Origin of the sequence: Billgrantia pellis, assembly GCF_008297955.1 — a bacterium.
GTDB lineage: Bacteria > Pseudomonadota > Gammaproteobacteria > Pseudomonadales > Halomonadaceae > Halomonas > Halomonas pellis.
In genome coordinates, this window is the sequence record NZ_VTPY01000003.1 from 855940 (window position 1) to 868890 (window position 12951).

Genomic DNA, 12951 nt, shown 5'->3' on the forward strand with positions numbered 1-12951 from the left:
GGAAACATGGCGCCCTTGCGCTGCTTGCCTTTCATCCGGCCATTGCCCCGATGGAGAATGCACATGACCTATGGCCTGATCCTGCTGGCTCACGGATCCAGCGATCCCAAGTGGCGCGCTCCTTTTGCGCAACTCCACGAAGCGTTGGCCGCGCGTCTGCAGACTCCGCTGCAACTGGCCTACATGGAACTCAGCGAGCCCTCGCTCGAGACGGCCGTGGCCGAGCTATCGGCCTCCGGCATCCAGCGTGCTGAGATCCTGCCGTTGTTCTTCGCCGCCGGCCGCCACTTGCGCCGTGACGTGCCCGCTCAAGTGGAAGCGCTACGTGCCGCTCATCCCCACATGGCGCTGACGCTGCTGCCGCCGGTCGGCGAACATCCCGCCTTCGTCGATGCCCTGGCCGCCGTGATCGCCGAGCAAGCCGGCGACGCATTGTCGACTTGAAGCGATCACATTCGTTGTACATGACTCGTTTAGCGTACAATATTTCCCGGCGACGAGCCTGACGGCGCGCAGGCCGCCACTCCCGCGCTGCGCAAAAGCCACGACCCACGAGAGGCAGAGGCGAGCATGACCGACAAGGCGCCCCACCCGGCCGACACGCCGCTCTATCCGATCCGCGAGGTGTCACGTATCACCGGGGTCAACTCGGTCACGCTGCGTGCCTGGGAGCGCCGCTATGGCCTGATCCGCCCCCAACGCACCCCCAAGGGGCATCGACTGTATGCCCACGAGGACATCGAGCGCGTCGAGCGCATCCTGCAATGGCTCGGGCGCGGCGTGCCCGTCAGCCAAGTCAGGGAACTGCTCGACCAGCCTGAAGCGGCGCCCACGCCCATTCCCGCCAGCGGCGACTGGCCCAGCCAACAGCGCCAGCTCATCGCCGCCATCGAGGCGCTGGATCTGGGTCAGTTGGAAGTGCTGTTCAATCAGAGCCTGGCGCTCTATCCGGTATCCGTTTGCCTGTCGGAGTTGTGGCAACCCGCCGTGCGCGAACTCGAGGAGCGCTGGTCGGACCAGCTCGGCGCAGCGCTGCAGCGCCGCTGCCTGGAAGCCTTTTTGCGCACGCGCATCGGCATTCGTCTTCATCATGCCAACCAGTGCCTCAAGGGACCGACGCTGCTGGTCGCCCCGCTGCCCGACGATCCGGGGCCGCTATGGCTGCTGCTGGCCGCCCTGGCAGCCAGCGACGCCGGTTACCGCATCCAGTTGCTGGACACCGCACTGCCGTTCGGCGAGCTGCCGCTGGCGGTAGAGCGATTCGGGGCCGGCGCTCTGCTGCTGGTCAGCGGCCGCGCCGAGCGGGCCGACCTGGTGCGCCGCCAGCTGCCGCGATTGGCGGAACAACTCGACGCCCCCCTCGGCCTGTGCGGGCCGGTGGCGCGCATTCGCGGCAATGTGCTGGCCGACAGCCTGGTGGAGCTACTGGGTGATGACCTGCCCTTGGCCATGACCCGCCTGCGTTCCTTGATCCATGACGCATGACGACGCCCGTCACGAGGCCACCGCTCATGCGTATGCCGATGTGTTTCGGAAAGCTCCGGCGGAAACTGTTGCACGTAGAGGATGCGGGCCGCTGCAGCCGGTCATGTCAAGGGCTCGGGTCGCAATACCAGTTCCGGCTGTTGACCCGCCACCTGCACCTGCCACTGCGCCTCGATTGCCGCGGCCGGCCCCGGTCGCGCATAGAGGAAGCCCTGCACCAGCCGGCAACCGGCCTGTTGCAGGAAATCCAGCTGTCCTTGTGTCTCCACCCCTTCGGCCACCACGTCCAATCCCAGTCCGCGCGCCATTGCCAGCACGGCGCTGACGATGGCGGCATCGGCCGGGTCGTCGGGCAGCGAACGGATGAAGGCGCGGTCGAGCTTGAGCTTGTCCAGTGGCAAGTTCTTGAGATAGCTGAGCGATGAATAGCCCATGCCGAAGTCGTCGATCGCGATACGGTGCCCACGTGCACGAAGCGCCTCGAGGCGCGGCACGATATCGCCGGCGCGCTCGTCAAGCAGCACCGATTCCGTCAGTTCCAGGCCAAGCTGGGCAGGAGCGATGCCGTGCCGCGCCAGCCCCGCCGAGAGCGCCGTTTCCAATTCGCCCTGAAACATCTGGATCGCCGAGATATTGATCCATACCGGCAAGGCCGGCATGCCCAGCTCGCGCCAGCGTGCCATCTGGGCCAGTGTCTCGTCGACCACCCAATTGCCCAGTGGCCCCATCAGGCCATGCCGCTCCGCCAGGGGAATGAAGTCGCCGGGCGATACCATGCCATATTCCGGATGGCGCCAGCGCAGCAGCGCCTCCATGCCGACCACGGCGCCATCGCTGATGCGATGCTGAGTCTGATAATGCAATTCGAGTTGGTCGCCGTTGGCCAGGGCATCGCGCAGGCCATAGACGAGCGTCATGTGCGGTGAATTCTGCACATCCAGAGCCGGGCGAAACCGTTGACTGACATTGCGTCCATGACGCTTGGCCGAATAGAGCGCCGACTCTAGCCGCTGGAACAACACGCCGGACTCCTTGCCATCCTCCGGAGCGCGGCAGCTACCGATGGAGAGCCCCAGGCGCAGCGGTTTGTTGCCCAGCTCGAAGGGCTCGCCCATGTGCTGGCGCAATCCGGCAACCCAGTTTTCGTGATCATCGAACGTCGTGGTGCGTATCGCCAGGAACTCGTCGCCACCCAGGCGACCCACCACGCCGCCGGCAATGTGGCGCGCCAGGCGCTGGCCGAATCGTGCCAGCAGGCGATCGCCCTGTTCCACGCCGAGGCTGTCGTTAACCGATTTGAAGCCATCGATGTCGATGATCGCCATGTCCAGGCTCTCGCCTGCCCGCAAGTGCCGTAGACGCGAGGTCATCAGGTCGTGAAGACGACGACGGTTGGGGAGTCCGGTGAGAGGGTCCTCGAAACCGATGCGTCGAAGATCCTGCTCGCGCGCCTTGTGAACGGAGATGTCGGTAAACGTACCGACATAGTGAGTGATGCGTCCACGACTGTCGGTGATTGCCTTGATTCGCAGCCATTCGGGGAACTCGTCGCCTTGCTTGCGCCGGTTCCAGATTTCGCCTTCCCAGCGCCCCTTGCTCTGCAGGGTCTGCCAGAAGCGCTTGAAGAATGCCGTATCGTGACGTGCCGCAGCCAGGTTGGTGGCGTTGAGGCCGCGCACCTCCTCCTCGGTGAAGCCGGTGATGCGCGTGAAGGCGGGATTCACGGCGAGAATGTGGTTATCGGCATCGGTGATCTGTACGCCCTCCTCGGAGAGCATCAAGGCTTGCTGCATCAGATCGGCATGCTCACGGTCGCGCCTCACCTGCCGCCATACGTCCACGATCCCCAGCGCCACGACGCCGATTGCGACCATGCGCAGGGCTGGGCTGGGCAGCCAGATGCAGGCCGTCAATGCTGCCAGGGCAGCCCAGACGAGCGGGCGATTGGTCGCAATGGATGACCGCATGTAAGACCCCGGTAAATCGATTGGTAAAGTACGACAGCACGCCCATGCGAAGCATCGACCCTGCCCAGAAATATCGACACAAAGAGCCGACACTTTAATCGCTAGCCACTACCGCGTCATGCCTGACGTGCAATCGCGAGCCTCGGCCAGTAGACTAGGCAGGGCCGCCCGGGCGGGTCGGCCGTCAGTGCCATGCCGCATTCGCATTGCGCGCGGGAGGGCCCACAACAACTGCGACTCGGAACGACTCAGTGACCAAGCAACACTCTTTCGAACGCGAAGAACTGCTGGCATGTAGCCGCGGTGAACTCTTCGGTCCCGGCAATGCCCAGTTGCCGGCGCCCAACATGTTGATGCTCGACCGCATCACGCGCATCCATGAACAGGGCGGCCAGTTCAACAAGGGCGAGCTGATCGCCGAGCTGGATATCCACCCCGACCTTTGGTTCTTTGATTGCCATTTCCCCGGCGATCCGGTAATGCCCGGGTGCCTGGGACTGGATGCCATGTGGCAGCTGGTAGGCTTCTACCTGGGCTGGCTCGGCCATCCCGGGCGCGGTCGTGCGCTGGGCTGCGGTGAAGTGAAGTTCACCGGCCAGATCCTGCCCGAGGCCGAGAAGGTTACCTATCATATCAATATCAAGCGCATCATTACCCGGCGCCTGATTCTGGGCATCGCCGACGGCACCGTCTCGGTCGATGGCCGCGATATCTACCAGGCCCACGACCTGCGCGTCGGCCTGTTCACCTCTACCGCGAATTTCTGAAACAGGAGGCTCCCATGCGACGAGTGGTAGTCACCGGCCTGGGCATCGTGTCCTGCTTGGGCAACGACGCACAATCGGTCGTCGAAGCGCTCCGGAGCGGGCGCTCGGGCATTCGCTTCAAGGAGGAATACGCCGAGCGCGGCTTTCGTAGCCAGGTCGCCGGGGTCGTGGATATCGATCTGGATGCGCTGGTCGATCGCAAGCTGCGTCGTTTCATGGGCGACGCGGCGGCCTATGCATATGTCAGCATGGCTCAGGCCATCGAGGATGCCGGCCTCTCTCCCGAGCAGATTTCCAGCGAGCGCATCGGCCTGATCGCCGGCTCCGGTGGCGCGTCCAGCGCCAACCAGGTCGAGGCCGCCGACGTCATGCGCGAGAAGGGCCTGCGTCGGGTCGGCCCCTATCGGGTTACACGCACCATGGGCAGCACCGTGTCCGCGTGCCTTGCCACCCCGTTCCGGATCAAGGGCGTCAACTATTCCATCTCCTCGGCCTGCGCCACCTCGGCGCACTGCATCGGCAGTGCCATGGAACAGATCCAGATGGGCAAGCAGGACGTCGTCTTCGCCGGTGGCGGCGAGGAGGAGCACTGGACCCTATCATGCCTGTTCGATGCCATGGGCGCCCTGTCCACTCAGTGCAACGAAATGCCCGAGAAGGCTTCACGGCCCTATGACAAGACGCGCGATGGCTTCGTCATCGCCGGCGGCGGCGGCATGCTGGTGCTCGAGGAGCTCGAGCATGCCAAGGCACGCGGCGCGAAGATCTATGCCGAACTGGTCGGCTACGGCGCCACCTCGGATGGCTACGACATGGTCGCGCCTTCCGGCGAGGGCGCGGCACGCTGCATGCGCCAAGCCATGGCCACCGTCGACGGCAAGGTCGACTACATCAACACTCACGGCACCTCGACACCGGTGGGTGACGTGGCCGAGTTGCGGGCGATCCGCGAGGTCTTCGGCGACAGCACGCCGCCGATGAGTTCCACCAAGTCATTGACCGGCCACTCCCTGGGCGCCACCGGCGTGCAGGAGACCATCTACTCGCTGTTGATGATGGAGCACAGCTTCATTGCAGCCTCGGCCAACGTCGAGGAACTCGACGATCAGGCCGCGGGGTTCGATATCGTGACTCGCCGCCGCGACGATGTCAGCGTCGAACGGGTGCTCTCCAACAGCTTCGGCTTCGGTGGCACCAACGCCTGCCTGGTACTGCAGCGCTATCGCGACTGAGCGGCGCCGACAGCGATACCACGATAAGGGCGCCCCATGGGGCGCCCTTTACTTTCCCTCCCAGGCGCGAATCCGTCAGATGGCTTCGCAGCCCACCAGCGTGACGATCCCACTCAAGCGTTGGTATTCGGCTCGATCGCCGGCTTGGCGACGGCAGGCCGCGGCACTTCCGAAATCTCGGCCAGGCGTGCCTCGATCCACGCCTCGGTTGCAACCAGCACCTCCTCCGGTGTGCGTCCGATCGTTTCGATCGGCTCGCCCACCACCACGTTGAGTTCCCCGGGATTTTTCACCCAATGACGCCCCGGCCAGCGCTCTCCGGCATTATGCGCCACCGGCACCACCGGCACGCCCGCGCGACAGGCGATGACGGCACCGCTCTTGTTGTAGCGGCGTCGCTGCCCCGGCGACACCCGCGTTCCTTCGGGAAAGATCAGCACCGTCAGTCCCTCCTGAAGCCGCGCCACGCCCTGGGACAACACCTGTCGCATGGCCCGTGCCGGCTTCGAACGGTCGAGGGCAATGGGATGCAACAGGCGTAGGCCCCAGCCAAAAATCGGGATGCGCAACAGCTCCTGCTTGAGCACCGTGCAGACCGGAGGCTTGAGGATCTGCAGATAGATCGTTTCCCATTCGCACTGATGGTTGGCCAGGATCACACACGGCCCCGAAGGCAGGCGCTCCCGTCCCTGGATGCGATAGCGAACGCCACAGGTCCAGCGGAACCAAGCGGTAATGAAATGATTGTAGAGATTGAGCAGGCGATAGCGGGATCGCAGCGGCAGCAGCGGTGCCACAGGCAGGAAGAGAATCCCGCTGATGAGGATGGCCAGAAAATAACCTAAGTAAAACAGCAGACTGCGCAACACGTTCATGGACTGGCGCGGTCCTCCTCGCTGGTGACCTGATGCGCCTGACACCACTCGTCGAGCAGTCGACCCACTTCGAGCCGCCACGGCTTCTGGTGAACGCCGAAGGCTTCCAGCACCCGTCGGCAATTGAGTACCCGCCGCAGCGGTTGATCATGGTGATGCTTGAGCGCCTTCACCTCGCCCAGCGCGATGTGTTCCCCGAGCCCTTCGAGCCGAGTCGACAGCTGGGTACGCACCATGGAAGTGAAGGTATAAGCGCTGACCGGCTCGGTACCTGCCAAATGGTAGGCGCCCCAAGCGTTGGAACCGCACGCCAACTGATGCAGCATACCCACCAAAGCCATCGCCACGGCATCCGCCGAAGTGGGACAGAAAATCACATCCTGTGCGGCGCGCACCTCTTCGCCATTCACCAGGCTGTCGATGACGCCGCTGAGCCAGGCATGCCCTCCCTCAAGAGCGAACAGCGGCCCCAGCCGCACGATCAGGTGGCGCGGATGGGAGCGACGAATGCTATCGCCCACGGCGATCAGTCGACGCAGGCTCTCGTCACGCGGCGCCGGGATGACGTGTTCGTCGATGGGCGTCTCGAAGCCGTCCTGATAGAGCTGATCGGAGACGCACCAAACCAGCGGGGTATCCGTCTGGCGGCATGCCGCCAGACACGCCTCGACCCCTTCGCCATGCGTGATCACTGCCGCTGGCTCTATCTCCATGGGAGCAGACAGCGGCGGTATGATCACCGCATCCGGCGCCAGCTCCCGCAAGTGGGCGGCATCGACCGCCAGCCCCGGCTCGATAACGAGTTCGGTGTCACTACGCCGATGCACCAGCCTGGCCAGGGCCAGGTTGAGGCAGTGGCCGGCGTCCAGTACCAACAGCTTCACACAATAGTCTCCCGCCTGGGGCGATTGGCGTCAGAACGGGATCTCATCATCGAAATCATCGAAGCTGCCCGGATCCGGGGCGCCGTAATTGTTCTGCCGCTGGCCTCCCTGCTGGGGTTGCCCGCCCTGCTGGGGATGACCGCCTTGGGGAGCCGGGCGCTGCTGGGGTTGGCCGCCATAGCCGCCCTGCGGCTGCGGAGCCGGCGCTCCTTGCGGGGCACCATAGCTGCCAGCCTGCTGCTGCGGCATGCCGGCACCGGGCTGGCCGGCGAAGTCGCCACCGCCACTGCGGGAGTCGAGCATCTGCATGTCGTTGGCGACGATCTCGGTGGTATAGCGATCCTGGCCGTCCTGCCCTTGCCACTTGCGGGTCTGCAGGCGACCTTCCACATAGATTCGCGCGCCTTTCTTCAGGTACTGCTGGGCGATCTCGGCCAGCTTGTTGAACATCACGACACTATGCCACTCGGTACGCTCCTGGCGCTGACCGCTTTGACGGTCGGTCCAGGTGTCGGTGGTAGCCAGCCGCAGATTGGCGACAGGACTGCCGGAGGGCATGAAGCGCACCTCGGGATCCTGACCCAGGTTGCCGATGAGAATGACCTTGTTGACGCCGCGGGCCATGCTGAACTCCCTTTAGGTTGTACATGGAACATTGTCATGCAACGACCACCAGGCCGCTGCCTGCGCGCAGGTTAACCGCCTCGCTGGCGGCCGGAGCGGATCAGCCGTGCCAGGGCCTCCTCGTCGAGGCGACGCCGGTCCACCTTAAGATACGCGACTCGCTCCTCAGGCACGACCAGAACATCCTCGACCCCTGCTACATCGGCGAAGCTGGCCATCAGTGTATCGAGGGCATCGCCCTGATGCTCGTCTCCCAAGGCCACGACCTCACTCGACAGATGGGGCGGTGGCGGCATGCCCAACATCAGCAGCCACCAGACGCCGGCCAGCACGGCACTGCCGACGAAAACCGCCGTCAGCCCCCACTGCTGGGCCAGCAGCCCGCCCATCACGCCGCCAAGAAAAGCGCCCAGGAACTGGCTGGTGGAATAGAGCCCCATCGCCGACCCCTTGGCACCGGCCGGCGCCAGCTTGCTCAGCATCGAGGGCAGGGTTGCCTCGAGCAGATTGAAGGCGATGAAGAATAGCAGCAGCCAGGCGAACAATGCCCAGCCGCTACCGAATCCGGCCAGCCCCGCCAGACTGACGGTGATGGCGGCGATCGCCACCAGGCACATGCTCTTCATGCGCTGGCGCTTCTCCGCAATGATCACCAGCGGCACCATGCCGACGAAAGCCAGCGCCATGATGGCCAGGTAGGTCAGGCCATGCCGCTCCACGCCAATGCCCGCCTCGACCAGGCGGAACGGTACGGCAACGAAGATCGCCATCAGCACCAGGTGCAGCGAGAAGATCGATAGGTCCAGCCGCCAAAGGTCGGCGCGCGTGAAGATCGCGGCCAGCTGCCCGCGATCGATGCCCACGTCGCGATGTCGCAATCGCCGGGGCGCCGGCGGTACCAGCTTCCATAGCACCGCCAGGCCCAGGGCGGCGAGCAGTGCGGTGAACCAGAATACCGCGGAGAGCCCGAAAGCGGCTGCCAGCCATGGCCCCAACACCATCGCGACGGCAAAGGCCACGCCGATCGACAGGCCAATGGTGGCCATGGCCGCGGTGCGTACCTGTTCGCGTGTCTGGTCGGCGAGCAGCGCCATGATAGCGGCGGCAACCGCCCCGCTGCCCTGTAGACAGCGCCCGGCAATCACACCGCCAATGGTTTCGGAGCCGGCCGCCACCACGCTGCCGAGCAGGAACAGCAGCAGACCGGTGGCGATCACCGGCTTGCGGCCGATGCGATCCGAGAGCAGACCGAAAGGGATCTGCAATAACGCCTGGGTCAGGCCGTAGATGCCCAGCGCCAGTCCCACCAGCAGCGGCGTGGCACCGGTCAGCTCTTCGGCATACAGTGCCAGCACCGGGAGCACCATGAACAGCCCCAGCATGCGTGTCGCATAGAGGTTGGCCAGGCCGGCGATGGCACGCCGTTCGGAGGCTAGCAGCAGTCCAGAGACCTTGCGCATAGGGATAGGAACGCTTCCGTGGTGGGGGGCCTAGGCCCTTTTGGTGAACCGCCTATTCTAACGATTCCGGGCCAGGCAGGAAACGTCCCTGCCATAGCGCTTTGGCGCGCAGCGGGACGCGGACGTATAATCGAGGCTTTGCCGAATGCCATGAGGTGGCAATGGACAGGATTCTGGTCAGGGGTGCCCGCACCCACAACCTCAAGCAGATCGACGTCGAGCTCCCCCGCGATAGCTTGATCGTGGTCACCGGCCTCTCAGGTTCGGGCAAATCCTCGCTGGCCTTCGATACGCTCTATGCCGAAGGCCAGCGACGCTACGTGGAATCACTCTCCACCTATGCCCGCCAGTTCCTGTCGATGATGGAGAAGCCCGACGTCGATCATATCGAAGGGCTGTCGCCGGCGATTTCCATCGAGCAGAAGTCCACGTCGCACAATCCGCGCTCGACCGTGGGTACCATCACCGAGATCTACGATTACCTGCGCCTGCTGTTCGCCCGCGCCGGCACGCCGCGCTGTCCCGAGCATGGCGAGGATCTCGAGGCCAGCACCGTGTCGCAGATGGTCGACCAAGTGCTGGCCCTGCCCGAAGGCAGCCGACTGATGCTGCTCGCCCCGGTCGTCAGGGGGCGCAAGGGCGAGCATCTGCAGCTGCTCGCCGAGCTTCGCGCCCAGGGGTTCGTGCGCGTGATGATCGACGGCCAGGCGCTGGAACTCGACGACATCGCCCCGCTGGACAAGAACAAGAAGCATGACATCAGCGTGGTGGTCGATCGCATCAAGGTGCGCGAAGGCCTGCAGCAGCGTCTGGCCGAGTCGTTCGAAACCGCCCTCAACCTGGCCGATGGCACCGCCGTGGTCCATTTCATGGACGGCGAGGCCGAAGACATCCCGTTCTCGGCGCGCTTCGCCTGCCCCGTCTGCGGCTACGCCATCGCCGAGCTCGAGCCGCGGATGTTCTCGTTCAACAACCCGGCCGGCGCCTGCCCCACCTGTGATGGGCTCGGCGTGCAACAGGTCTTCGATCCCGATAAGCTGATCAGCCATCCGGAACTGTCATTGGCTGAAGGCGTCATCAAGGGCTGGGATCGGCGCAGCGTGTATTACTTCAGCCAACTGCGGGCAGTCGCCGACCATTACCGCTTCACCCTGGAGACACCCTGGCAGGCGCTCGCCCGCCACGAGAAGGATATTATCCTGTATGGCAGCGGCGACGACGAGATTGCCTTCAGCTACGTCAATGACCGCGGACGGCGGGTCACGCGTGAACATCCCTTCGAAGGCGTGCTGCCCAACATGCAGCGCCGCTATCGCGAGACCGAGTCGAGCATGGTGCGCGAGGAGCTGGCGCGCTACATCGCCGATCGCCCCTGCCCCACCTGCCATGGTTCACGCCTGCGCCAGGAGGCTCGCCACGTCTTCGTCGATGATCATACGCTGCCCGACATCGTGCAGTTGCCGATCGGCGAGGCGTGGGACTACTTCCAGCGCCTATCCCTGCCCGGACGCAAGGGCGAGATCGCCCAGAAAGTCATCAACGAGATCCATGCTCGCCTGGAGTTTCTGGTCAACGTCGGCCTCGACTACCTCAACCTCGAGCGCAGCGCCGAAACGCTCTCCGGTGGCGAAGCCCAGCGCATCCGCCTGGCGAGCCAGATCGGCGCTGGCCTGGTGGGCGTCATGTACATCCTGGACGAGCCCTCCATCGGCCTGCATCAGCGCGACAACGACCGTTTGCTCAAGACGCTGTTCCACCTGCGCGACCTAGGCAATACCGTGATCGTGGTGGAGCATGATGAGGACGCCATCCGCGCCGCCGATCACGTGCTCGACATCGGGCCCGGCGCCGGCGTACATGGCGGGCAAATCGTCGCCCAGGGTACCCCCGACGAGGTGATGGCAGCCCCCGAGTCGCTGACCGGCCAATATCTGTCCGGTCAGCGGCGTATCGAAGTGCCGCCGTGGCGCATCCCCGGCAATCCGGAAAAGCGCCTGCGCTTGACCGGGGCGAGCGGCAACAACCTGCGCAACGTCAGCCTCGAGCTGCCGCTGGGGCTGTTCATCTGTGTCACCGGCGTCTCGGGCTCCGGCAAGTCGACGCTGATCAACTCGACGCTGATGCCGATCGCCGCGCGCGAGCTCAACCACGCCACCACCCTGATGCCCGCACCCTACGAGCATATCGAGGGACTCGACCAGCTCGACAAGGTGATCGACATCGACCAGAGTCCCATCGGGCGAACGCCGCGCTCCAACCCGGCCACCTACACCGGCATCTTCACGCCCATCCGCGAACTCTTCGCCGGCACCCAGGAGGCTCGCTCGCGCGGCTACAAGCCGGGCCGTTTCAGCTTCAACGTCAAGGGCGGTCGCTGCGAAGCGTGTCAGGGCGAGGGCATGATCAAGGTCGAGATGCACTTTCTTCCCGACATCTACGTGCCCTGTGACGTATGCAAGGGCAAGCGCTACAACCGCGAGACGCTGGAGATCGCGTACAAGGGCAAGAGCATCGACGAGGTTCTGGAAATGACCGTGGAGGACGCGCTGGCGTTCTTCAGTCCGGTGCCGGCCATCGCCCGCCGCCTGCAGACCCTGCTCGATGTGGGACTCTCCTACATCCGCCTGGGGCAGAGCGCCACCACCCTCTCCGGTGGCGAGGCGCAGCGCGTCAAGCTGGCCCGTGAGCTGGCCAAACGCGACACCGGCAAGACCCTCTACATCCTTGACGAGCCCACCACAGGGCTGCACTTCGAGGACATCCGCCAGCTTCTCGCCGTGCTGCATCGCCTACGCGATCATGGCAACACCATCGTGGTCATCGAGCACAACCTGGACGTGATCAAGACCGCCGACTGGATCGTCGACCTCGGCCCCGAGGGCGGCTCCGGCGGCGGGCGCATCATCGCCGAGGGCACCCCCGAGCAGGTCGCCGAGATGGAAGTCTCCCACACCGGGCGCTTCCTCAAGCCATTACTGGAACGAGCCAGAAGCCAGCAGGCCGAACTGGCAACATCCCAATAGCTATATGACGGCCAGCGGCGCCGGGGACTGGTCGTAACGGGGGTCCGATTCCAGGGAAGGAATCGGTAGCGTACAGGGAAGTATTCACAGCTCCCCCGCAACGACCTGTCGCGGCCAAGCCGCAACTAACTGACCAGCCATAAAAAAACCCGGCTTCGTAAGAAGCCGGGTTTTTCGTCTTGCTACAGTACTGCCGGGCCAAGGCCCGCCGTCAAAGGATCACTCCTCGGCGGCAGCTTCCTCGGCCTCCTCGACGACCGGGCGGTCGACGAGTTCGACGAAGGCCATGGGAGCGTTGTCGCCGGTGCGGAAGCCGCACTTGAGGATACGGACGTAACCGCCCGGACGCTCGGCGTAGCGCGGACCCAGCTCGTTGAAGAGCTTGCCGACCGCTTCCTTGGAGCGGGTGCGGCTGAAAGCCAGACGACGGTTGGCGACGCTGTCCTGCTTGGCCAGGGTGATCAGCGGCTCGATGACGCGACGCAGCTCCTTGGCCTTGGGCAGGGTTGTCTTGATCACTTCGTGCTCGATCAGCGACACGCTCATGTTCTTGAACATGGCTTGGCGATGCGAGCTGGTACGATTGAGGTGACGACCACTCTTACGATGACGCATGGTTGTGATTCCTTACCAA

The 12951-nt window shown here is 64.5% G+C and carries 11 protein-coding genes; 5 read left to right on the plus strand and 6 right to left on the minus strand.

What is annotated here, in order from left to right; all coding sequences use genetic code 11:
- Positions 1-63 precede the first annotated feature (63 nt).
- Positions 64-444, plus strand: coding sequence for a sirohydrochlorin chelatase (locus F0A17_RS09865; protein ID WP_149328144.1), 381 nt, complete (start codon positions 64-66; stop codon positions 442-444).
- 126 nt (positions 445-570) lie between these two features.
- A complete protein-coding gene (locus tag F0A17_RS09870; RefSeq protein ID WP_149328145.1) occupies positions 571-1485 on the plus strand; it encodes a MerR family transcriptional regulator in 915 nt (304 codons plus the stop codon).
- 101 nt (positions 1486-1586) lie between these two features.
- Here F0A17_RS09870 and F0A17_RS09875 read toward each other — a convergent pair whose 3' ends face one another.
- A complete protein-coding gene (locus F0A17_RS09875) occupies positions 1587-3452 on the minus strand; it encodes a putative bifunctional diguanylate cyclase/phosphodiesterase (protein WP_149328146.1) in 1866 nt (621 codons plus the stop codon).
- Between the two features lie 251 nt (positions 3453-3703).
- On the opposite strand from F0A17_RS09875, the gene fabA reads away from it, so the two are divergent.
- Both fabA and fabB read left to right on the plus strand, forming a co-directional pair.
- Positions 3704-4219, plus strand: a complete 516-nt coding sequence (gene fabA / locus F0A17_RS09880) for a 3-hydroxyacyl-[acyl-carrier-protein] dehydratase FabA (RefSeq protein WP_149328147.1) — start codon at positions 3704-3706, stop codon at positions 4217-4219.
- A gap of 14 nt (positions 4220-4233) precedes the next feature.
- The gene (gene fabB, locus F0A17_RS09885; protein ID WP_149328148.1) at positions 4234-5451 is read left to right on the plus strand and encodes a beta-ketoacyl-ACP synthase I; all 1218 of its coding nucleotides are present in this window, start codon (positions 4234-4236) and stop codon (positions 5449-5451) included.
- Positions 5452-5564: 113 nt separating this feature from the next.
- Here fabB and F0A17_RS09890 read toward each other — a convergent pair whose 3' ends face one another.
- From F0A17_RS09890 to F0A17_RS09905, 4 genes are all read right to left on the minus strand, one after another.
- Positions 5565-6326 carry a lysophospholipid acyltransferase family protein gene (locus tag F0A17_RS09890; protein WP_149328149.1) on the minus strand — a complete coding sequence of 254 codons (762 nt, stop codon included), beginning with the start codon at positions 6324-6326 and terminating at the stop codon, positions 5565-5567.
- Positions 6323-7210: a sugar nucleotide-binding protein gene (locus F0A17_RS09895; protein WP_149328150.1), complete on the minus strand. Its 888-nt coding sequence runs from the start codon at positions 7208-7210 to the stop codon at positions 6323-6325. The genes F0A17_RS09890 and F0A17_RS09895 overlap by 4 nt, the downstream gene beginning before the upstream one ends.
- A 30-nt stretch (positions 7211-7240) precedes the next feature.
- Positions 7241-7834, minus strand: a complete 594-nt coding sequence (gene ssb, locus F0A17_RS09900) for a single-stranded DNA-binding protein (RefSeq protein ID WP_149328151.1) — start codon at positions 7832-7834, stop codon at positions 7241-7243.
- 71 nt (positions 7835-7905) lie between these two features.
- The gene (locus tag F0A17_RS09905) at positions 7906-9294 is read right to left on the minus strand and encodes an MFS transporter (RefSeq protein ID WP_149328152.1); all 1389 of its coding nucleotides are present in this window, start codon (positions 9292-9294) and stop codon (positions 7906-7908) included.
- Between the two features lie 161 nt (positions 9295-9455).
- On the opposite strand from F0A17_RS09905, the gene uvrA reads away from it, so the two are divergent.
- Positions 9456-12317 (plus strand): excinuclease ABC subunit UvrA, encoded by a 2862-nt coding sequence (gene uvrA / locus F0A17_RS09910; protein WP_149328153.1) that lies wholly within the window; start codon positions 9456-9458, stop codon positions 12315-12317.
- A 219-nt stretch (positions 12318-12536) separates the two neighbouring features.
- On the opposite strand, the gene rplQ is transcribed toward uvrA, so the two are convergent.
- Positions 12537-12932, minus strand: coding sequence for a 50S ribosomal protein L17 (gene rplQ / locus F0A17_RS09915; protein ID WP_149328154.1), 396 nt, complete (start codon positions 12930-12932; stop codon positions 12537-12539).
- Positions 12933-12951: the final 19 nt, after the last annotated feature.

Excerpts from the sequence above, each read along its gene's own strand:
- rplQ (WP_149328154.1), bottom strand. The coding sequence starts at position 12,932 with ATGCGTCATCGTAAGAGTGGTCGTCACCTCAATCGTACCAGCTCGCAT.
- F0A17_RS09870 (WP_149328145.1), top strand. The coding sequence starts at position 571 with ATGACCGACAAGGCGCCCCACCCGGCCGACACGCCGCTCTATCCGATC.
- F0A17_RS09890 (WP_149328149.1), bottom strand. The coding sequence starts at position 6,326 with ATGAACGTGTTGCGCAGTCTGCTGTTTTACTTAGGTTATTTTCTGGCC.
- fabB (WP_149328148.1), top strand. The coding sequence starts at position 4,234 with ATGCGACGAGTGGTAGTCACCGGCCTGGGCATCGTGTCCTGCTTGGGC.
- F0A17_RS09905 (WP_149328152.1), bottom strand. The coding sequence starts at position 9,294 with ATGCGCAAGGTCTCTGGACTGCTGCTAGCCTCCGAACGGCGTGCCATC.
- F0A17_RS09875 (WP_149328146.1), bottom strand. The coding sequence starts at position 3,452 with ATGCGGTCATCCATTGCGACCAATCGCCCGCTCGTCTGGGCTGCCCTG.
- ssb (WP_149328151.1), bottom strand. The coding sequence starts at position 7,834 with ATGGCCCGCGGCGTCAACAAGGTCATTCTCATCGGCAACCTGGGTCAG.
- uvrA (WP_149328153.1), top strand. The coding sequence starts at position 9,456 with ATGGACAGGATTCTGGTCAGGGGTGCCCGCACCCACAACCTCAAGCAG.
- F0A17_RS09865 (WP_149328144.1), top strand. The coding sequence starts at position 64 with ATGACCTATGGCCTGATCCTGCTGGCTCACGGATCCAGCGATCCCAAG.